Origin of the sequence: Solibacillus sp. FSL W7-1436 (assembly GCF_038007305.1) — a bacterium.
Lineage (GTDB): Bacteria > Bacillota > Bacilli > Bacillales_A > Planococcaceae > Solibacillus.
The window spans coordinates 3136209-3157878 of record NZ_JBBOWV010000001.1 but is presented as its reverse complement, the minus strand read 5'-3'; the positions used below and the strand labels follow the sequence as shown (position 1 = coordinate 3157878).

Below are 21670 nucleotides of genomic sequence, written 5' to 3'. Positions count from 1 at the left end.
TTAGTCGCTACCATTATACCGAATTTGGGGAGGTGCCTCATTTTTATTTAGTTGGACCCCTTGATACCGAAGGGATTGGAATTATGAAATTAACTCAAGTGCGATTTCTTTTAATTTTTCATCACTAATTTTTTTAGGGCGCCCAGGCTCTTTAGTTTCACTCATCTTTATATCTCCTAATCCATGCTTCAACAGTAGATCTCTGGTCCATTAATCTTGTTAGTTGAGAGGAAGCAGAATTTAATTTAGTTTGCCCAGATTCTTGATACTTATGGTTCTGAAGATCATAAAACATATTTTTGCTAAGTGAAAACATCATTTCAGTTACTTCCTGTATATTTCTTTGTATAGACAGCGAATAATCGGTTAACCACTTTAATCCTTCTTCTAAGTCATTTAAAGCTGGTTTAAATATATAAAAAGGTTGACATACTTTACATTCACCAACACAATCATTCGGGAAATCAAGATTACTACAGTATCCGAAATCTACTTTTCTAAGTTTTTCGAGCTCGATATCTTCATAAATTAATCCCTTATCGTATAAATATCTTGAAGTATTGTTTATGGTTTTACCTATGTTATTTTCAATATTTAATTCAAGTTTCTTTTGTGCAAGTAAATAAACCTGTGATTGTACATAATGGTCTATATGAGAATAATAGTTGAATTGCATTTCCAAATTATCGTGACCAGCCATTCTAGCAATTGATAACATATTGAATCCTTGCAAAAACATATTCATAATTGAAAAGTGTCTGGTGTCTCCTAAATTAATTTTTTCTAATGATTCATTTTGAATAACTTGGGTATAAAAGTCGTCCAATATTCGTTGTAAATATTTATCGATCAATCTATTCTTTTTTCCTTTTCTTTGACCAGAGCTCCCTTTTGGTTTTGGTAAAAATTTAACATACAGATTATAGGGAAATAAGTATTCTGTTTCAATTTTATTGTCATCTATAAATTGAATGTAGCATGAAATGATTTCGAATGTTTCTTTATCAATTTGAACTGTATCAGTAATATCTAGTTTAAAAGGAGAGTTTGCTTTTTTCTTCTCTCTGGGAATGGTAATCCAAAAGGTTCCATCATTTTTTTTATCTATACATTTTTTTTTTAAGTTTAAGAACTTCAATAACTCTCATTGGTAATACATTTGTTAGTTTCCACCAAATTAAAATGGGATAAAACCGAAAATATTCCTCTGAATTGTAAGAACTAAAGAATTCCTCTATAATTTCATCGAAGGCAATTACATCAGGAAAATACGGTAGTTCTCGGTTTTTTTTCTCTGGGGTTTTTATAGAGTTACAAATATCGATAATCTCCGAACTCAATGGATGTTCATAAAAAGTTAAAAATAATCTAATTATCCCAGCCGTTTCAAATCCGACAATTGAGGTTTGCGACATTAAAAAGATTTCTAGTTCCTTTAAATCTTCAAATTTACTCGTTTTTAAGATAACTCTTTTTAATGTCATTAGTATTTTATGGCAAGTATTGATAGCTGTTCCTGTCATTCTTTTTAGAAGTATATAACCTTTTAGAGCTTTATTTAATTCTTGATACATCTCTAAATCAAATTTAAATATAATTTCTCTGTCTTTATTTTCGTTATATATTAACCACACTGATTCATCAAAATTATCAGCATTAATTAAAGAGTTTTCTTTCAAAAAAGAAAAGTATTTCCTCAATTCCTCTTCTGGAATTTGTGTATGTGTTACGTTTTCAATTGATTTTAATGTAATATTCTCAGAAAGTTTACCAATGTCGATTTTCACTTCCATATTATATGCCATCCCCTTTGGTTTACATTAGTAATGGACTCAACTGTAAGATTCGTTTTCTAATGCCAACTAGGTCAATAAAAGTTTCTATATATTTTGTATTTCGCAAGTTAAATATGAGCCAATTGTTAATTAAAATATGAGCCACTAAAAATTGCTCTGTTCGATCCATTCTTTCGTTTCTAAAATTCGATAGGAGCCACCAATCATGTTGATGATGTGCGCTCGATGCGTGAGTCGATCGGTTAAAGCTGATGTTAATACTGGATCGTGGAATACTTCTTCCCAGCGTTCAAACGTTAGATTACTTGTTATAATTGTCGCTGCTCGACCGGCACGTAACGATAAGTGCGTGAACAGAAGTTCTGCTCCTTCTTTATCGAATGAAATGTACCCGAGTTCATCGATGATGACTAAATCATACTTCTCAAATTTTAGTTCAAAGGAGCGCAATGTTCTCGCAGAACGGCTTTCCTTTAATTGATTCACAAGTGATGCTACACTTGTGAAATACACTTTATAGCCCGCTAAACAGGCTTCAATGCCTAATCCAATCGCAAGATGGGTTTTACCGGTACCAGGTGAGCCAATTAATAATACATTTTGCTTCTCCTGTATAAACTTTAGTTCCTTCAAATGAGGAAGGCGAACCGCCGCATTTTGCGGCAGTGCCTCTACATCTAATTCCTCTAATAGCTTTTTCTCTGGGAAGTTGGCTAATCGAATTCGATTAGCTTTTGCTCGTACGTAACGGTCCTCCATTTCCTGTTTTAAAGCGAAATAGAGAAAGTCAGCCGGGGTTGTATGTTGTTCAAATAATGCTTCTTGTTCAAGTAAAGAACGAATACTTGGTAAACGTAATTCTTTACACATTTCAATCATTTCTTTTTGCTTGTCCATTAATGAATCACTCCTGTTCCTTTAGAATGAAATAATGCTGCTAATGAAGATAGATTATCTAAAGATTGACTGGTGACATCATCTTGGCCAGTTAGAACAGTACGTACTTCAGCTGACTGTTCTGCTAAGAAAATGATTTTTTCTGTTGTTAGATGAACCAAAGGGTTCTTTTCTAGTTCAGTAATGACTTCTAGTACTCTTGTTAGGCAATCTCGTTCTTTGACATAAACAAGTAGTTCTAGAAAATCTTTTTCATTTCCGATATAATAGCGGTGGTAGATATTTTTTATATCTTTTGGTGCTTGGCTCAAACATTCACTTTGGGCTAAGGCACCTTTTTTCTTTTCCAAGGTGTTTAAATAGTGGTAGATATTCATCACCCAGGCATGAACTTGCCAGCTTCGTTTATGCTTCGTGATGCATTCACCTTCGCTAAATAGAAGCACTTCCTCTGCACGAGCTTTTAACTTAATGTATTCTCCTACATGCCCCTCTGGTACAGAGTAGCGATTGTAACGGTAGGTAACCGTACTATATTTATCCACACGTAGTTCCACTAATTCTGCAGGGTCGAACGGTGCCACTGTTAAACTGCCAGCTCGTTCAGCTTTTTCTTCCAACATCAATTCATGATGTGTTTTCTCTTTCAAATAATGAACGCGACCATTTAATTTTTTGATAATAGAAACTAAATACTCCTGTGCCTCTTCTAAAGAAACAAACGTATCTCGATGCGCAAATGCTTTACGACGTATGTATTCCACGCTTCGCTCCACATGGCCTTTCTCATTGCCTTTACGAGGCTGACAAAGTCGTATTTGAAAATGATAATGCAAGGATAAACTTTTCATACCGTCGGTAATAAAGCGGTCATAACCGATAAAGTTTTTGACAACTGTACGCATATTGTCGTATGTAAAAACGTGTGGCACAAAGCCTAAAGCTTCGATACATTTTACGTGTGCATCCTGTACACAAACCATTGTTTCTGATTCGTAGAGTCGCGCAAAGCGATCGTTACTATAGGCTAAAGTAAATACTGCCATTGAAAAACTTCTTAGTTTTCCATCGATAAATAACTTTACTTCTCCCCAATCAAACTCAATTTCACGACCAACTTTAGGCTCTTGTCGGATGAATACTTCCTTTTGCTTCTTTTCCTCACGATTCACGAAATTGCGAACTGTTGTATAGCCGATTTTAAAACCTTCATCTAAAAGTTTGTCATGTATATCAATAATCTTTAATTGCTGCTTATGCATATTTACTTCACGCTTATTTTCATTCTGTTTCATCATCTCGCGAATACGCTTCATCACCGTATTTGTTAAAGCTCTCTTTTTTCCCTTACGCTTTTTATATGCCGGAGGCGTAACGTAATTATCTGTAATCGGTAAATTCCTTGTATCTTGTTGTCTTGCCGCTAAGTCTTGTTCGATATATTTCTTAACAGTATTTCGTGACATATTAAGCTTCTCTGCAATTTGACGCTGACTTGTATTGTGCTGGTAGTACTCAATCAATACCAATTGCTTTTTCTCCAAACTGATCACCTCTATATCCTCCTAACTTTTAACAGTTAGGATTATTTTGATATAAAGTGGCTCACATTTCAATTGCGTTTGTGGCTCAGTTTTAGCTTAACAAATACAATATTTCTCTCCATAGACAGAAATAGCTTCATTTAGAAGTAATAAATATATTTTTAGAAAGTAAGAATCCCTCTCAATAATAGTTGTATACCTCGTTGACTCAATCGATGTCATTAAATTTTCAATTTCTTGTTTAATATGAATAATTGTATATACTTCTGGAATAAAGAATTCACATGAATAGCAAGACTGTAGATGCGGTTTCTCGCAATCAGGGTAACTCAAACATGAACCGTGTTCATTACGAGAAGGCCTTTTTCCACTTAGTATGCCATTTATTAATTCTTTAATTTGTAGATTATTTAATTTACTTAGTTTATTTAATATAGGCAGCCTTTTTTTATCTATATTTTGGAGAAATACTGCCCAATCTTCTATTTGCTTAGGGCTAAATTCTTTTCTGAATTCCATTATTGTTTATTGCAAAATAAAAGTGCAGACTAGTGCAAAGAATTTGTACAGAGTCCTGCACTATTTTTGTGCATAAAAAAAGACTTGCCAGCCACCCCAAGTCCCTCTACTGTATTAGGTGTCGAAGCCGAAACAGGGAGGAAAGAAAGGATGCTAGCAATGTCTGAAGTTAATTGTATCAAAACATTACGAAATGAAAAAGGATTATCGATTACTGAAATCGCAAAAACAATGCAAGTCAATTGGCGTACTGCCAAGAAATACGGCGATGGGAATCAGCTCCCTCAAGAGAAAACCCATTTTAAAAAAGGCATGATGTACGATGAAGAATGGGGAGAAATTGTAATTGACTGGTTAGAAGAAGATTTAAAGCTGAAGAAAAAGTTACGACGTAAAAACAAAAAAATATTTGAGGACTTAGTAAAAAAAGGATTCAAAGGTTCTTACAGAACGGTGTGTAATTTTATACAAGAATGGAAAGCCTCACAAGAAGATGAGGTAGATAAAGGATATGAACGTTTAGAACATCCAGAAGGAGAAGCGCAGGTAGATTTCGGTATCATGGAGGCAGTTCATGATGGTGAAATTCTGGATATACATGCATTAGTCATGTCATTTCCAGCAAGTAACACAGCTTTCGCCGTACCGATGCCAAGCGAAAATTTAGAATGCTTTTTAGGCGGATTACAAGCGTTATTTAAACAAGCTGGAGGCGTTCCTCTAAGTATTCGAATTGATAATCTAACACCTGCGGTGAAAAAAGTGAGAAAAGGCGATTTAGAAGCGCAATTAACGGATGCCTTTCGACATTTTCAGCAATATTATGGCTTTAAGGTTCAAGTGTGTAATCCACGCAAAGGGAATGAAAAAGGCCATGTAGAAGGTAAAGTGGGATATGTCCGTTATAACTTCTTTAGCTTACCGCCAGTCATAAAGGATTTAGAAGACTTAACGAATCAATTAGAACAACAATTAATATCTGATCGCCAACGTATTCATTATAAAAAAGAGGTGCTAATTGATGAGCTATGGCAGCAGGAGCAAAAGCAATTAATCAAGTTACCTGAAGAAGCTTATCCTGTATTTAAGCAGTTTTCAATTAAGTTTAATAAATATAACGAATTCAAACTGGATGGGCATTTGATTCATGTTCCTAAAGCGAAGAATTACGTGCAGCTTTCTTGTGTGACATACTGGGATTCGTATAAAGTCATCACGAATGACGGTGAGATATTATTAGCGGATGCCCGTCCTTATATGAAAAAACGTCGTTTTATTCCGTGGCAAGATATTTTAAAGGATTGGTTGAAAAAACCACGTGTCGTAGGTCATTCCCGTTACGCAACGTATCTACCAGCGCGTGTTAAAGAGTATTTAGCCGTGCCTTCGCTGGCATTAAGGAAGCAACGGATTAATGAATTACTAACGCTTCTACTCACACATGATATGAATGATATTGAGCAAAACTTTTATAGTTATATTGGCCGTGAGGCAGAAGAAACAGAACATCCTTACGGTGTAGATTGGACAGAATATGATGCTTTATCGCCAAAAGGAACGGAGGCATTGCGTCATGAATGAAGCGATTTTAACACTCTGTAAGCAATTAAGATTAGCGCATGTGGCTGAGGCAATTAAAGAAGTGCCATTTACCGATCCAGAAGAATATATGTATCAAATTTTATTAAAGGAGCAGCAAGGCAGAGAACAGGCAAAAATAGCCCGTAACTTGAAGCATGCTCGCTTTATCGATACGAAGACGCTTGAAAGCTATCAGTGGCATAAAGATATTTGTTTACCTAACTATTTAACCAAAGATGAATTAGAGCAGCTGAATTTCATTCGTAGAAAAGAGAATGTCATTTTAGTTGGCGCACCTGGCACAGGTAAAACGCATTTAGCTTCCGCACTTGGCCGGAAGGCTTGTGAGCAAGGATATGAGGTGCGTTTTTATCGTGTTTCTCATTTAGTTGAAGAGTTAGAGCAAGCACTAAATGCGGGAAAATTGAAGCAATTTAGAAGTAAATTAGAAAAAGTCGATTTAATGATTTTGGATGAAATGGGCTATCTGCCTTTCGGCAAAGAAGGAGCAGAATTACTGTTTCAAATTATTTCAGAGTTCTATGAACAAAAAAGCTTAATTATCACGTCGAATTTAGAATTTAGTCAGTGGAACCGCATTTTCTCGGATTCACGTTTAACGGCAGCTCTGGTGGATCGTTTGATTCACCATGCCCATATTATTTCATATACGGGCCAGAGCTTTCGTTTAACCAATGCATTGTCGAGAAAATAGGAAAAATATTGGGTGGCAACACTCTGTATTTTTCGTTGCAATTCTCTGCACTTTTCTGTTGCAAAACACAATTATATAATGAGTTCTGACATCAATTGGTATTGGACCCTTTTCATCTTCAAATAAAAGTTTAATCAATGTATTGTATAACCATCCAAAATGACCTCTATTGAATAAGTTTAAGGAAACATTTCCAAGGGATCCATCGAAGTTTGTAGCTTTAACATAGATAGCTGTAGTATCTTCTTTTTCATGAGAACGCGTCTGCTGTGTATATGTTAATGCCAATTCAGGATCAGGAGCTTCATCTACGTTGGATAAATCAGGGTAGATTTGATAGAATTAGAAAATTTAGGGAATCTACTTCAGGACAAACAAGTATTTTTCTTATACCTGAATCCTCTGTAAGAACGGGATTTCCGGTGCATCGGTTAATAACATTGGTTTCACATAAAGGCCAACTTTCGTTTTACTATTTATCCTTTGTTTTTTTTCGAAGACAATACATAAATTAAATTTTTAGTCCCATAGTAAGGAAAAATGAGGTGACAACATGCATACTGTCTGGAAAGGTAGTATTAGTTTTGGCTTAGTAAATATTCCTGTAAAACTTCATGCAGCAACTGAAAATAAAGATGTTAAACTTCGACAGCTCCATAAGGAATGTCATACACCAATCAGCTACAAAAAGGTGTGTGAAGGATGTCAAGCAGAGGTAAAAGACGAAGATATCGTAAAGGCGTACGAGTATACGAAGAACAAATTCGTCGTTTTGGATGAAGAGGACCTGGAAAATTTGCGGAAAGAAAATGAAGATAAATCTGTAGAAATTATAGACTTTGTGAAGCTGGAAGAAATCGACCCGATCTATTTTGAAAAAACGTACTATTTATCCCCTGATAATACGGGCGGAAAAGCATATGTCCTATTACGAAAAACGTTGGAGGAATCCGGTAAAATCGGTGTGGCTAAAATTACGATTCGATCGAAAGAGCAACTGGCCATTGTCCGTGTTTATAAAAACACATTAGTGATGGAAATCATTCATTTCCCGGATGAAGTGCGGGATGTCGGGGATGTACCGAATATCCCGAGTGTTGAAGCTGTCGTGCAAAAGGAACTCGATACGGCCCTTATGCTTGTTGAACAATTGACAACCGAGTTCGATCCGAATAAATACACGGATGAATACCGGACGGCGCTTATGCAGCTGATCGAGGATAAGAAAGCGGAAAGCACGGTTGTTGCAAACGAAAAACGACCGTTGCCTGATAATGTGACCGATCTAATGTCCGCATTGCAAGCATCCCTTGATAAAACGAAGAAACCGAAAACGAGAAAGCGAACAACTACGACAAGAACAAAGAAAAATGCATAAATCAAAGCCCATTTCCAATGAAGAAATGGGCTTTGAATGGTTTCAAATTATTTTACAGTTGCCGTGACCAATAATTCTTCGATCGCCTTTTCAACATCAAGGAATGAAGCATCGGGCTCAAAACGTTGGATGACACGTCCATCACGGTCTACGAGAAACTTCGTGAAGTTCCATCGAATATTACGGCCGATTAAATATTCGGGATAGTTGGTTTGAATTGTATTGTATAAATGTTTTTGCTGCATTGTCTCACGAACAAATTCCGGACAATCAACTTCGTGTTTTAAATAGTTGAATAGCGGATGAGTTTCTTTGCCATTCACATCGATTTTATCGAACACTGGATATGTAACACCGAACTGAAGCTTGCATTGTCTCGCAGACGTTTCCCCGTCTTCCGGATTCTGCTCGCCGAATTGGTTGCATGGAAAAGAAAGAACAGTGAATCCTTTATCTGCATAGCGTTCATATAACTTTTGCATGTCCTCATATTGGAAAGTAAATCCGCAACTGCTTGCCGTATTCACAATCAACATTACTTGATCACGATAAGTTTCCATCGAGAGGATCTCATCATTTGTTTTTTTTACTAAATAATTATAAATGCTCATTAAGTCATTCTCCCTACAACGCATAGTATAAAACTATCATATTATAAACTTCCATAAAGCACAAAATAACTAACTTAAAAATTATAAATAGATAGGGGGTTGTTTGTCTGTCTTATATAAAAATGGGCAAAATTAAAGGCGCATCAGATTCACGAGGAATCATGCGCCAAATCATACGATGGCTAACCGACCATCACTAATAGTATGACCGCTGAAATTTACTTTTATACATAATAATTTAAAAATAAATTGTTTTCATCTTTGTTTCAGAGTAATTTACACGGAGCAGGGTATTCATATGAGTAGCACGGGAAAGATAACGGTGTAGGAAAGGAGCGAATACAACATGCCGAGAAAACTGGTAGCTGCTATAAAAGAGCATGCACTTCCCTTTAACGAACTAAGTTTAAATAAAATTGTCGAGTCGATCGGAAATGCCAAAATTGTGATGATCGGCGAAGCTTCGCATGGTACTTCGGAGTTTTACACAGTCCGCGCCGAGTTGACGAAACTGCTGATCAATCAAAAAGGATTCAATATTATCGGTGTAGAAGGAGACTGGCCGTCTACACAGGCAGTGAACCGCTACGTAAAAGGTTATGGAGCGGATAATGCAAATGCAGGTGCCATTTTGAAAGAATCGTTTAATCGATGGCCGCAATGGATGTGGGCAAATGAAGAAGTCGAACAATTTGTAGAGTGGCTAAAGGATAAAAATAACACTTTAAGCACTAAAGTCGGGTTTTATGGCATCGATTTGTACAGTCTCTTTGAATCGATGGATGAAGTCATCCACTTTTTATCCGAAAATCCTAAGTACAAAGCCGATTTTGAGCATGCAAAGAAAGCATTTTCCTGCTTTGAGCCTTATAACAGAATGCCCGAGCACTATGCCCTGTCCACCGCGCAATTTACGGATGAATGTATCCGTGAAGTAACGGATTTGCTAAGGTCAGTACGCAATAATAAGGAACAGTACTCGAACAAATATGAAGAAGATTTAAATGTCATGATGAATGCGCTAGTCGCCAAGAACGCCGAAACATATTACCGGGAAATGATGCAGGATGCCATCTCCTGGAATACACGCGATTCGCATATGGTCGAAGCAATCAACGAATTATTGAAGTACCACGGTGATGATGCAAAAATCATTATTTGGGAACATAATACGCATATCGGGGATGCTTCCGCTACAAGTATGAAAGAAGATCAAATGATCAATGTCGGTCAACTAATCCGCGAACAGTATGGTAAGGACAATACGTATGCCATCGGATTCGGAACATATGAAGGAACGGTCATCGCTGCTGACAGCTGGGGTGATCCTCTACAAGTAATTCCGGTGCCCCCTTCCAAACTCAACACATGGGAAGGACAGCTCCATGCAGCTGGCGGACAAGATAAAGTATTGATTTTCACTGATGAAAATCGGGAATTATTCAATGACCGGATTGGCCATCGCGCTATCGGTGTTGTCTATCACCCTGAATATGAGGCGTACGGAAATTATGTTCCGTCCAATGTCGGTTCAAGATATGATGCTTTTATTTACCTCGAACAGACAAAGGCATTAAAGCCATTATAAAGTAAGCCAGCGTTTATCGTATGGCTTGCTTTTTATTTAGCCCCTCCCACTATCCCCTTCCATTTTATTCTATAATAGTAAACATACTAATCTTTATAAAACAGGAGGAAACCTATGATTAACGAAGCGACACTGAACCAGGCAACTGCAGCAGCCAGACTTGCTTTACTCCTTTGGCCGGGCAACGACTTAAATGAATTCGAGCGAAACATGGAAGACGTTATTGCAAACTTGAATAGTACCGTCTTCTTAGCATTTGATGATGAAAAGCCGATTGGATTTGCACAATGTCAGCTCCGTTTTGATTATGTCGAAGGCACACATTCCAGTCCGGTTGGTTATTTGGAAGGCTTATATGTCGAAGAGTCCTACCGAAGACAACATTTCGCGCAACTTTTAGTGCAGGCGTGTGAACAGTGGGCTAAATCAAAAGGATGTACAGAGTTTGCGAGCGACTGTGAATTGGCTAACGCAGATAGTTTAAACGTTCATCTTAAACTAGGCTTTACAGAGGCAAATCGCATTATATGCTTTACAAAGAAGCTATAAGGGGGCGGTTGATTGTGAATATAAAAGAACAGACGCAACTGATTAAGCAGCATACACAGCAACTAAAAAATTGGCTTACCTGTCCGGGTAAGCCAATTCGATAAATATTAAATTAATTTGCAAGGGCAATTTTAATATGAGCGAAATGATGCTCCTCATGCCATGCCAGTTTCGCCACTTTAGCGCCAACTGTGACCGGCCCGTTTGTTTCATGGGTAAATTCCCGCTTTAGCTGGTCTTCAGTTAAATGTTGTCCTAACGAAACGACACGCTCGTTAATACCTTCAAGCATTTTAATCGAGCTTTCTACAGGCAAGTCATTGTCCGGCAGAACGGCCCACTTTTCTTCATCAAATCCCGGTACTGTCGGATTGTCGTCCGTTAGTGCCAGCTTCAGTCGCTGATACATATTCAGCTGTGAATCGGCAATATGGTGAACGAGTTGACGAACCGTCCACGCACCTTCACGGTAAGTTTTGTTTAGCTGCTCTTCATTCAATGAATCGACAACTTCCCTTAAACGTGTCGTATATGATTCCGTTTGTTGTAACCATTCCTTTACATTGTCAAGTGTCACCTGTTCAGGTACTTGCAATGGACCAATCGGAAATCTTACATCCATGTTAAAACGCCACCTTTTTCTTTTTACTCAATTAGTGTTTGATTTTGTCATCCTCAAATAACATTGTCCCATGCTCTTTTAGATTGTTATGGAATGAGAAGGCTTTTTCAAGAATATGCGGTGTTTGGCCGCCAACTTTCTCTTTTGCCTCTTCAAAATAAGCACGTAATTGTTCTTTATATTTCGGGTGAGAAATTTCAATCAATTTCTCTGCACGCTTCACTGGTGGAAGACCACGAAGATCCGCATAGCCTTGCTCCGTCACAATTACATCAACATCGTGTTCTGTATGGTCGATATGTGAAACGAATGGAACGATTGTTGAAATAGCACCGTTTTTCGCTAATGAAGATGTCACGAAAATTGTAATGCGCGCATTACGGGCAAAGTCCCCGGAACCGCCGATACCGTTCATAATTTTTGTGCCGTTTACATGTGTCGAATTGACATTACCGTAAATGTCTACTTCAATCGCTGTGTTAAACGAAATAACACCTAAGCGGCGAATGACTTCCGGGTTATTCGAAATTTCCTGTGGTCGGAACATGATTTTATCTTTATACTTTTCCAGGTCTTCCGCTAGTGAGTCCACGCGCTTTTTGGAAAGTGAGAAGGCCGTTCCTGCAGCGAATTTAACGATACCCGCATCAATCAGGTCAAACACACCATCCTGCAGTACTTCCGAGAATACTTCAAGATCTTTAAACTGTGATTTTTGCATTCCGTTTAATACGGCATTCGCTACCGAACCAACACCTGATTGAAGCGGTGCCAATGATTCAGGTAAATTCCCCACTTCCACTTCATTTGCCAAAAATGCCAGTAAATTATCGGCAATCTTCTGTGTTTCTTCGTTTGGCTCGAATAATGGTGACGGAATATCCGGCTGCTCCGATAAAACAATTCCTTTTACTTTTGCAGGATCTACTTTAATTCCGATTTCACCAATTCGGTCTCCTGTACTGTAAATAGGAATTTCTCTTCGCTCACCTTGTGATTTCTGAACATAAATATCATGAAGCCCTTCATATGCTTTCGGGGCAGTTGTATTAATTTCGATGATGACATTTTCAGCCTTTTCTACAAAGATCGGTGAGTTCCCTACAGAACCTGTAGGAATGACTAGACCGTCTTCTGTAATCGCTGCAGCTTCAATGATCGCATAGTCAATTTTACCAAGTGACCCTTTACGAACTTCTTCTGCTGTATGTGATAAATGCTGATCAATATAGAAAATTTCTCCGTTATTGATTTTACCGCGCATAATCGCATTTCCTTGATAAGGCACACGTAAGTTGATGATTCCTGCTTCTGCCATTGACTGGTCAGCAGTTGGCCCTAATGATGCACCTGTATAAAGATTTACTTTGAAATTTTCTTGCTCTCCACGTTTAGAAAGTGCAAGCGGAAATTCTTTTGGCTCTCCGAAAAGCGTAAAACCACTCATACCCAGATTCATGCCGTCTTCAATCCAAGACGCGGCTTCCTCTGCTGAAACAACTTTGTTTAAAAACGCTTCATTTCTGATGAACTGACTTAAATCTTTTCCCATTAACAATCACCCCAAAATAGTATTTTTAGTTCGATGTTACGATGAATTTCTGTAAATCCATTTAGCCAATTAAAAAATCCGTTACACTTTATTTTTTAATCGCCTTATCTACATTGTAATGAGAGATTCGTCTTTCGTCCATTAGATACTTCCTATAATTTTGATAGAAAAAAACTATAGTAAATAAAAAAGCGGATTTAGGGAGTTTTCTTCCACTTAAAAACCTGCTTTTTCGCAACATTAATCTATTGACAAAACGCTGATCCCGGACCTTTCACGCTATATCTTACGCTCGAAGTTCCTATTTTTGTGTTAATATTGTCATATAAACTCATTTCATAAAAAAACACCTCTTCTTTTAAAAAAAGAGATGCCAATAATATTAAAACTGTCTCATCCATTCCAGGAAGTTTGCAATGACGCCATCTAAAAATGCGATTGTCACTTCATCTGTCAGCTGTCCTTGCGCATCGATTTTTTCATGAACGGCCCCAATATACACTTCATTACCAGGTAAAACCGGTGAATTTAAGCCGATTGCAAATAAAATATCGCGTAAATGCATTTGAGCTTTGACAGAACCTAACATTCCCATTGATGACCCCATGATTATAGATGGTTTGCCGTTCATTACCTTGTCCACACGGCTTAGCCAGTCAATTGCATTTCCCAAAACACCGGGTATTGTGGCGTTGTATTCAGGTGTTATCCAAAGAACTGCATCTGCTTCTTTTACTTTTGCCTTAAAATTACGTACAGCTTCGGGAGCTTCCATTTCGATATCCTGGTTGTACATTGGTAGAGGTGCAAGGTCGAGAATTTCCAAGTTGAATTGATCTGCATAACGGCCCTGAATATATTTTGCGATTTTTAGATTGTATGATTCTTTGCGGATACTTCCTACAATTGCCACAACTTTCATATAGAAAAAAACCTCCATTATTATAGATTTAATCGATAGTCTTGCTTCGGCCTTAACCTTAAATGGGCAATGATTTTAGTTTACGACTTCCGTTTATAGATATACCCAACATCCTAAAGTGACGAAACCAAATAAAAAACACGTAAAAGTTTATCAAAAAACTTTTGCGTGTTGCTGGTTTTTATTTACTTAATGATGGGCATGATCAATTGCCTGATGAAGCAAGTTGATAACATGGTCATCTGCGCTTGTATAGTACAATGTCGTCCCTTCACGCCTGAACTTTACTAAACGCAAGTTCTTCAAAAAACGCAATTGGTGGGAAACCGCCGACTGATTTAAATCAAGCTTTTCCGCAATGTCATTTACCGAATGTTCTTCACAGCATAACATGTTTAAAATACGGATACGTGTTGGATCGCTTAACGCTTTGAACGTTTGCGACACGACAAACAATGTTTCTTCATCCAATTCATGTTGGGTTCTTTTTTCCATTGTCATACGATTAAACACTCTTTTCTCCTATACGCCAGGCGTAATTGATTAATGATGATGGTGGTGGTGATGCTGATGGCTTATATCCTGCTTTGCTGTACAATAAACCGAACGTTCATGCTGATGCGTATTTGTCTCTACCTGAATCGTCACATGCTGAATATTTTGATGAAGTAAATCATGTTCGACTTTATCTAAAAGTTGCTCGCTTTCTTTAATCGTCAAGTCGTCATTTACAACAACGTGGCAAGACAAGGCATTTAATCCGCTCGTGATCGTCCAGATATGCAGATCATGAAGCGCTTTTATTTCATCATACTTTTCAATCGTTTGAATAATTTCTTCGACAGTTACATCCTGAGGTGTACCTTCCATTAAGATATGCAATGAAGCTTTCGTTAAATGATATCCGCTTCGTAACACAAGTGCAGCTACAAAAACGCTGGCTAATGGATCCGCCCATCCCCAATCAAAGAACAGGATAAGTAAAGCGGCAACAATGGCACCGATTGAACCGATCATATCGCTGATTACGTGTAAGTACGCGCCTCTCATATTTAAATTATCTTTCGTATCTGCCCCACGCATCATAATCCACGCAACTAAAATATTAACCGCCAATCCGATACTGCTGATGATGAGCATTCCGGTTGAAGCAACTTCAGGAGGATTCATAAATCGCCCAATGGCTTCGTAAAAAATAAACAGGGCGATGACAATTAATGTCAGGCCATTCAGTGTGGCCGCTAAAATTTCGATACGTTTGTAGCCAAATGTTTTACTGGCATTTGCTACTTTTTGCGCAAAAATAATAGCCATTAATGCAATTCCAAGTGACACGGCGTCACTTAACATATGCCCTGCATCAGACAGCAGCGCAAGACTGTTCGTCAGCACCCCACCAATCGCTTCGACAATCATAAATCCGGTAATAATTAAAAAGGATATGAAAAGGACTTTCTTGTTCGTACTATGTGAATGATGGTGATGATGGTGCTCTCCCATTTAAAACGCCCCCATTTATCTTTTATATATGAACATATACTCATATATTAACATATTACGAATTCAGAAAATTGTCAATTACATACGCCCGATATGGTGACCATCACTCATAAAAGTATTGTCATGATCGCTGGCTGTTTCTTCTCCACTTTAAATCAGACGTTACTCAATGTCGCTTTAAGTGATTTAATGACCACCTTCTCAGTTGCGCCTACGACAATCCAATGGCTGGCAACCGGTTTTATGCTCGTGAACGGAATTTTAGTCCCAATAACTGCTTTTTTAATGAAGCGCTTTTCAACACGTCAACTGTTCATTAGTGCAATGCTGTTTTTATTGGCTGGTTCTGTTGTCGCAGCATGTGCGGTGAATTTTGGCATGCTTTTAACGGGGCGTATGATTCAGGCTGTTGGTGCAGGCATTATTTTACCTTTGATGATGACTGTCATCGTCTACTTGTTCCCCGAAGAAAGAAGGGGCGCGATTATGGGTCGGGTAGGATTTGCCATTATATTTGCACCGGCCATCGCTCCGACGCTTGCCGGATTTATTATTGATTATTTATCATGGCGCTGGCTGTTTATCAGTTTAATTCCTTTTATCGTGATTATTATTGGCTTGGCTTATAAATACTTGATGAATGTAAATGAAGGCGCAAAATCAAAAATCGATTTGATCAGCTTGCTTTATTCTACATTCGGCTTTGGTTTGTTATTGTTCGGCTTTAGTAGTGCAGGAAGTCGTGGTTGGGATGATGGGGTTATTTTGACAACGATTGGTGCCGGATTGATCATTATCTTTCTGTTTTGCCAACGTCAACTGGCTTCACAGGATCCTTTACTGAATTTGTCGGTATTCCGTTATAAAATGTATTCCATGACGACAATTATTAATGTCGCCATTACGATCATCATGTATGCAGACCTGATTTTACTGCCGATGTATTTACAGGACGGGCGAGGTTTTTCTGCATTGGATGCAGGGTTGCTCTTGCTTCCCGGTGCGATTATTAATGCACTATTGTCACCGGTTACAGGAAAACTTTTTGATAAATACGGTGCGAAACCATTATTTATTTTCGGGTTACTGTTAACTGCGATTTCGATGTGGCTCGTCATTGACCTCTCTTCTACAACAACATATGTATATATTCTAGTACGTACTATTGTTTTGCGGATCGGGTTGGCGTTCATTACAATGCCTTTGAATACAGCTGCGCTTAATGCGATACCGAAAGAACTGGCATCACACGGGTCTGCTGTGAATAATACAATCCGTCAGCTTGCAGGGGCAATCGGAACAGCTGTTATCGTCACTGTGTATTCTTTGCATCTAACCGACTCTTCGGTACTGGCAAATGAAAGTTATGCAAGTGCGGCAAGCTCAACATATTTCTATATGTTCATATTAGCGATCATTGCCTTTATTATCGTACTTTTCGTTCCAAAGCATAAACGAAAAATACCAACTCAATAAACAAACAAAAAACTGGTGAACCTCCGCAATTGGGGTTCACCAGTTTTTTTACCAATTTCGCGCTTCATTGGCTACATATAGTCCGACTGTTTTATTTTGCTTCCAAACCGTGTTCCAGCGTTTTAACGGAACGGATGCTTCTCCTGTAAATGGTGCAATTTCAACCGTCATCGCAGGGCGGTCTTTTACTTTTGTAAAGTAATCTTCAGATGCCGCAATCGGTTCATATTTTTTGGTTACAGGCATCAACTTATAACCGGTAATGTTCGATACCCCTTTTACCAACGTTTTCGTTCGGCTGAATTTTGTTTTTGTTTGGCTCCAATAAATAATCTGTCCGGATGAATGATATGAAACATACGCTAAATGATTGCCGCGATCGATCAGTCGTTTGATTGCGAGCGCTTCCGGTTCTGTATTTGGCGCTTTTCCTTTATATTCCTTGAATGAAGGCTTTGTCTTTTTAATTAAATGCCAGTTTACATTGAACTGACGATTCAAATCGACTCCGTTAATGTTTGCTTTCCAGCGATTAAAATTGTTGCTGTTATTGTTCATCGCTTTTAGTTTTGTCATCGATGTTTTTACTTTGCCGCCTTGTGCAAGCGTTACTCCATCCGGATTCACCATTGGCACAAATACGATGCTCACTTCACTTAATAATTTCTTTACGTCGTATTTTTCAATTTTCGTTCCGTTTACATATGCCTTAACATATGTATCAATCATTTCCATTAACACATTTGCCGTCATATGTTCCCTTCCGTGGAAAGACGCATCCAGTAATACTTCCTTTTTACCTGTTCCAACTTTTAGTGAATATAATGGCCGTCCCTCAACCGATTTTCCGATTTCCTGCAATTTCGTCAGTGACGGATACATTGTTGAAACAAGCTTTAGCTTTGCTGCCACTTCGTCATAGGTAATTGTTTTCGCACCATCGACTAACTGGATATAATGAACATCGGTTAAAGGGATATAAGTTGAATGGGAAGAATTTTTGATCACTCCGGACTTCCCTTTTATCGCCTGCAGTAATAGCTTGTCTCCTTTGATTACAGTTTTTATGACCTTACCCTGTTCATCTTTCAGTTCCGTATTCTTCTTCGCAACTACTTGCACAGGGTATTTACCAAGACTGACTGTGTCTGAAGCGGCTTCGGCAGAAATCGAATTGAAACTGAAAATCGCTGCAACAATAAGACTAAACAACAATATTTTCTTCATCTTAAGCCTCCTCTTATGTAGATCAAAACTTCACTTCTATACCCAATACTTTACAACAAAAAACAGCCTGCAAGAAATGACTTCTTACAGGCTGCACGTATTAATTGTCTTTTACATCTTTACGATTTTTCTTCAGCATTTTTGATAATACTTCATATACAATCGGTACGATGATTAATGTTAATAATGTTGATGATAATAAACCACCAATTACTGTTACAGCCAAGTCCTGAGAAATCAGACCGCCGCCAGCTCCACCGAATGCCATTGGCAACATTGCACCAATTGTTGCAATCGCCGTCATTAAAATCGGACGTAAGCGGGTTGCGCCGGCTTCCAGTATTGCTTCACGCATGTTCATACCTTCATGTTCCATACGGATAATACGGTCAACAAGTACGATCGCATTTGTGACTACAATACCGATCAGCATCAGTAATCCCATCATAACGGAAACTGAAATTGTAAGGCCGGTTGCGAATAATCCAATCCAAGAACCGATTACTGTAAACGGTAATGAGAATAGAATCGCAAATGGTGCCAAACCTTCACCGAATGTTACGACTAAGATGAAGTAAACAATTGCAATTGCTGCAATCATCGCAACACCTAGTTTAGTAAATGTTTCAGCCATATCTGCTGCAACACCGCCAACACCAGTTGTAACGCCTTTCGGTAAATCTAAATCAGCAATTTTTTCATCTGCTGCAGTTGTTGCTTTTGAAATGTCTTTATCTGTAATCGCTGCAGTTACTGTCGCAAAGTATTCACCTTTTTGGCGTGATAAAGAATTTAAAGTCGTACCTTCTTCAAGTTCAACAATGTCTCCAATTGTCATTGTCTGACCTGTTGCCGTTTGAATTGGTGTTTCCAGTAATTCATCGATATCCGCTGCTGCAGATTTAGCTTCACGTTGTACAACTACATTAATATCAGCGCCGTCACTTTCAACAGTTGTCAGCACTTCTTTTGCTGTATTTGTTTGTAAAGCCATTAAGATTTGGGCAGTAGTCAGACCGTATTGTAATACATTTTCCTGATCTACTTTAATTACATTTTCTACATATGGTGCAGAAGCATTTGATTCAACTTCCTCAAGTCCTTTAATGTCCACTAGAACATCTTCGACTTGAGCAACTGCTTCGTTTAAATTATCTAGGTCTTCACTGTATAATGTGTAGCTGACTTCATTCGAAGACATGCCCATCGCGAAGTTTTGCGTTTTCCATTCGCCCGATTGGTCTACGTTGAAGATATAGTCTTCTACTTCTTTTTTCGCTTTCGGGAAGTCATCCATGTCCGGATCGAAAATTGCATAGATTAAACCGCCGCCTGCACCGCCGCCAGTCAACATTGCAGCAGCATCAGTAGAAGTTTCAGTGTTCACCGATAATTGTAAAATATCGATGTCTTTACGTTTCAGTAATTCCTGTTCCACTTCTTCAATATTTTCCAGTGTTTCATCCATCAATTCGCCAGTACCTGGTGTGTATGTTAAATACATAACTTTCTCTTCTTGAGAACCCATGAAACTGAAGCCAATTAATGGTGTCAACGCTAGTGAGCCGACTAATAGTACAATTGCAATAATTGATGAAATCCATTTATGGTTCAATGATTTCTCCAAGAAATTACGGTATGTTACGGCAAGCTTACCAACTTCTTTATGCTGACTTTCAGACTTTTCACCGTAAATTTTCTTACGGAACAATGTGTGTGAAAGTGCTGGTACGATTGTAATCGCAACGATTAATGAAGCGATTAATGCAAATGACATTGTTAATGCGAATGGTACGAATAATTCTCCTACCATGCCGCCTACAAATACAAGTGGTGCGAATACCGCAATTGTTACTAATGTTGAAGACATGATTGGCTTAAACATTTCTATTGTTGCTTCACGAATTAACGCACGGCCTTGTAATTTTTCTTCTCTTAAATGCATACGACGATAAATATTTTCTACTACTACAATCGAGTCGTCAATTACCCGTCCGATCGCAACCGTAATCGCACCAAGCGTCATAATATTCAGCGTAATGTCCAACCAGTGCAATGCCAATAATGCCATGAATACCGACACCGGAATTGAAATGATTGAAATGATCGTTGATTTAAAGTCACGCAGGAATAATAGGATAATCAATACTGCGATTAAACCACCGAACACCGCTTTTTCTACCATTGTAAAGACAGAATCTTCAATTGGTGTCCCTTGGTCTAGAGAAACATCGATTTTAAGACCGGAAATGGCTTCCTGCTCTTCTTCGATTAAGTCTTTTACTGCATTTGCTACAGTAACCGTATTGGCATCCTGACCTTTTACGATTTGAATCGCAATCGCATCTTTACCATTTGTACGAGATACGGATTGGACTTTACCTACTTTTTCGATTTCAGCGATCTCCCCTAGTTTCACGAAAGGAACCGGGTTTGTTTCAGAAGGTGTAACAGGAATCAGCATTTCTTTTAGCTGCTCTTCTGTTTTGAACTTGCCGTCAACAGCAACCGCCTGTTCGCCATCTTCAAACTCGTATAATCCTAACGAGACTGCAAGGTCACTTGCCTGAATCATCTGTTTAACAGAGTCTTCCGTTAAACCGAGTTGTGCCATCTTTTCTTCATCATATGTGAAGGCTACTTCTTCAAGATGCTGACCTGTAACTGTCGCAGATGCAACACCGTCAATTTTATTTAGTTTTGGTAGAATTGTTTTCTCTACTGTTGACGTCAGCTCAACAATATCTTCTTCCGAGCTACTTACTGATAAAGCAACTACAGGCATCATGTTCATGCTGATTGCCATAATTGAAGGCTCTTGTGCACCTTCTGGAAGCTCAATATTATCTAAAGCCGCTTCTAATTGACGTTTCTTTTCATCCATATCCACGCCATATTCATATTCCACTTGAACCTGTGAAACATTTGATGAAGATGTTGAATATACAGCCTTTACATCTTCTAAACTTTCAACTGCCTTTTCATAGGGAATTGAAAGATCATCCATTACTTGCTCTGGTGTTGCACCAGGATAAACACCCATAACGATTAAGAACGGGATCGAAATATCTGGAATCGATTCCATCTTCATACGTGTGGATGAATAAATACCGGAAAACACAATTATGATTGTTAGTAACCATACGGCAAGCTTATTTTTCAATACGAAATTTACTAAGCCTTTCACGGTTCC

At 38.2% G+C, this 21670-nt stretch carries 18 protein-coding genes; 6 read left to right on the top strand and 12 right to left on the bottom strand.

Annotated elements, in window-relative coordinates; genetic code table 11:
* Window positions 1-157: 157 nt before the first annotated feature.
* The 4 genes from MKX73_RS15530 to istA (MKX73_RS15515) all read right to left on the bottom strand — a co-directional run bounded on the left by MKX73_RS15530 (window position 158) and on the right by istA (MKX73_RS15515) (window position 4246).
* Window positions 158-1138 carry a hypothetical protein gene (locus MKX73_RS15530; RefSeq protein ID WP_340718238.1) on the bottom strand — a complete coding sequence of 327 codons (981 nt, stop codon included), beginning with the start codon at window positions 1136-1138 and terminating at the stop codon, window positions 158-160.
* Window positions 1101-1793 carry a hypothetical protein gene (locus tag MKX73_RS15525; RefSeq protein WP_340718237.1) on the bottom strand — a complete coding sequence of 231 codons (693 nt, stop codon included), beginning with the start codon at window positions 1791-1793 and terminating at the stop codon, window positions 1101-1103. Before MKX73_RS15525 ends, MKX73_RS15530 begins: the two co-directional genes overlap by 38 nt.
* Before the next feature lie 147 nt (window positions 1794-1940).
* Window positions 1941-2693, bottom strand: a complete 753-nt coding sequence (istB, locus tag MKX73_RS15520; RefSeq protein ID WP_340718236.1) for an IS21-like element helper ATPase IstB — start codon at window positions 2691-2693, stop codon at window positions 1941-1943.
* Window positions 2693-4246, bottom strand: a complete 1554-nt coding sequence (gene istA, locus MKX73_RS15515) for an IS21 family transposase (RefSeq protein ID WP_340718235.1) — start codon at window positions 4244-4246, stop codon at window positions 2693-2695. The genes istB (MKX73_RS15520) and istA (MKX73_RS15515) overlap by 1 nt, the downstream gene beginning before the upstream one ends.
* Window positions 4247-4915: 669 nt before the next feature.
* On the opposite strand from istA (MKX73_RS15515), the gene istA (MKX73_RS15510) reads away from it, so the two are divergent.
* The 3 genes from istA (MKX73_RS15510) to ku all read left to right on the top strand — a co-directional run bounded on the left by istA (MKX73_RS15510) (window position 4916) and on the right by ku (window position 8430).
* The gene (istA, locus tag MKX73_RS15510) at window positions 4916-6337 is read left to right on the top strand and encodes an IS21 family transposase (protein ID WP_340718234.1); all 1422 of its coding nucleotides are present in this window, start codon (window positions 4916-4918) and stop codon (window positions 6335-6337) included.
* Window positions 6330-7052 carry an IS21-like element helper ATPase IstB gene (gene istB, locus MKX73_RS15505; RefSeq protein ID WP_340718233.1) on the top strand — a complete coding sequence of 241 codons (723 nt, stop codon included), beginning with the start codon at window positions 6330-6332 and terminating at the stop codon, window positions 7050-7052. Before istA (MKX73_RS15510) ends, istB (MKX73_RS15505) begins: the two co-directional genes overlap by 8 nt.
* A gap of 553 nt (window positions 7053-7605) precedes the next feature.
* On the top strand, window positions 7606-8430 hold the full coding sequence (gene ku / locus MKX73_RS15500) for a non-homologous end joining protein Ku (RefSeq protein ID WP_340718232.1): 825 nt from the start codon (window positions 7606-7608) through the stop codon (window positions 8428-8430).
* Between the two features lie 47 nt (window positions 8431-8477).
* On the opposite strand, the gene MKX73_RS15495 is transcribed toward ku, so the two are convergent.
* Window positions 8478-9041, bottom strand: coding sequence for a glutathione peroxidase (locus tag MKX73_RS15495; RefSeq protein ID WP_340718231.1), 564 nt, complete (start codon window positions 9039-9041; stop codon window positions 8478-8480).
* 346 nt (window positions 9042-9387) lie between these two features.
* Here MKX73_RS15495 and MKX73_RS15490 point away from each other — a divergent pair, with 346 nt between their 5' ends.
* Window positions 9388-10629, top strand: coding sequence for an erythromycin esterase family protein (locus tag MKX73_RS15490; RefSeq protein ID WP_340718230.1), 1242 nt, complete (start codon window positions 9388-9390; stop codon window positions 10627-10629).
* A 114-nt stretch (window positions 10630-10743) separates the two neighbouring features.
* A complete protein-coding gene (gene aac(6') / locus MKX73_RS15485; protein WP_340718229.1) occupies window positions 10744-11178 on the top strand; it encodes an aminoglycoside 6'-N-acetyltransferase in 435 nt (144 codons plus the stop codon).
* A 112-nt stretch (window positions 11179-11290) separates the two neighbouring features.
* Here aac(6') and MKX73_RS15480 read toward each other — a convergent pair whose 3' ends face one another.
* The 5 genes from MKX73_RS15480 to MKX73_RS15460 all read right to left on the bottom strand — a co-directional run bounded on the left by MKX73_RS15480 (window position 11291) and on the right by MKX73_RS15460 (window position 15774).
* On the bottom strand, window positions 11291-11800 hold the full coding sequence (locus tag MKX73_RS15480) for a YfiT family bacillithiol transferase (RefSeq protein WP_340718228.1): 510 nt from the start codon (window positions 11798-11800) through the stop codon (window positions 11291-11293).
* Window positions 11801-11831: 31 nt separating this feature from the next.
* Entirely contained in the window at window positions 11832-13352 is a 1521-nt protein-coding gene (locus MKX73_RS15475) for a succinate CoA transferase (RefSeq protein ID WP_340718227.1), read from the bottom strand.
* Between the two features lie 382 nt (window positions 13353-13734).
* Window positions 13735-14274 carry an NADPH-dependent FMN reductase gene (locus MKX73_RS15470; protein ID WP_251688034.1) on the bottom strand — a complete coding sequence of 180 codons (540 nt, stop codon included), beginning with the start codon at window positions 14272-14274 and terminating at the stop codon, window positions 13735-13737.
* Between the two features lie 189 nt (window positions 14275-14463).
* Window positions 14464-14775 (bottom strand): ArsR/SmtB family transcription factor, encoded by a 312-nt coding sequence (locus MKX73_RS15465; RefSeq protein WP_079528762.1) that lies wholly within the window; start codon window positions 14773-14775, stop codon window positions 14464-14466.
* Window positions 14776-14817: 42 nt separating this feature from the next.
* The gene (locus MKX73_RS15460) at window positions 14818-15774 is read right to left on the bottom strand and encodes a cation diffusion facilitator family transporter (protein WP_340718226.1); all 957 of its coding nucleotides are present in this window, start codon (window positions 15772-15774) and stop codon (window positions 14818-14820) included.
* A gap of 93 nt (window positions 15775-15867) precedes the next feature.
* Here MKX73_RS15460 and MKX73_RS15455 point away from each other — a divergent pair, with 93 nt between their 5' ends.
* A complete protein-coding gene (locus MKX73_RS15455) occupies window positions 15868-17250 on the top strand; it encodes a DHA2 family efflux MFS transporter permease subunit (protein ID WP_340718225.1) in 1383 nt (460 codons plus the stop codon).
* A 48-nt stretch (window positions 17251-17298) separates the two neighbouring features.
* Here MKX73_RS15455 and MKX73_RS15450 read toward each other — a convergent pair whose 3' ends face one another.
* Window positions 17299-18477, bottom strand: a complete 1179-nt coding sequence (locus MKX73_RS15450) for a M14 family zinc carboxypeptidase (protein WP_340718224.1) — start codon at window positions 18475-18477, stop codon at window positions 17299-17301.
* A gap of 100 nt (window positions 18478-18577) precedes the next feature.
* A complete protein-coding gene (locus tag MKX73_RS15445; protein WP_340718223.1) occupies window positions 18578-21664 on the bottom strand; it encodes an efflux RND transporter permease subunit in 3087 nt (1028 codons plus the stop codon).
* Between the last annotated feature and the right edge of the window lie 6 nt (window positions 21665-21670).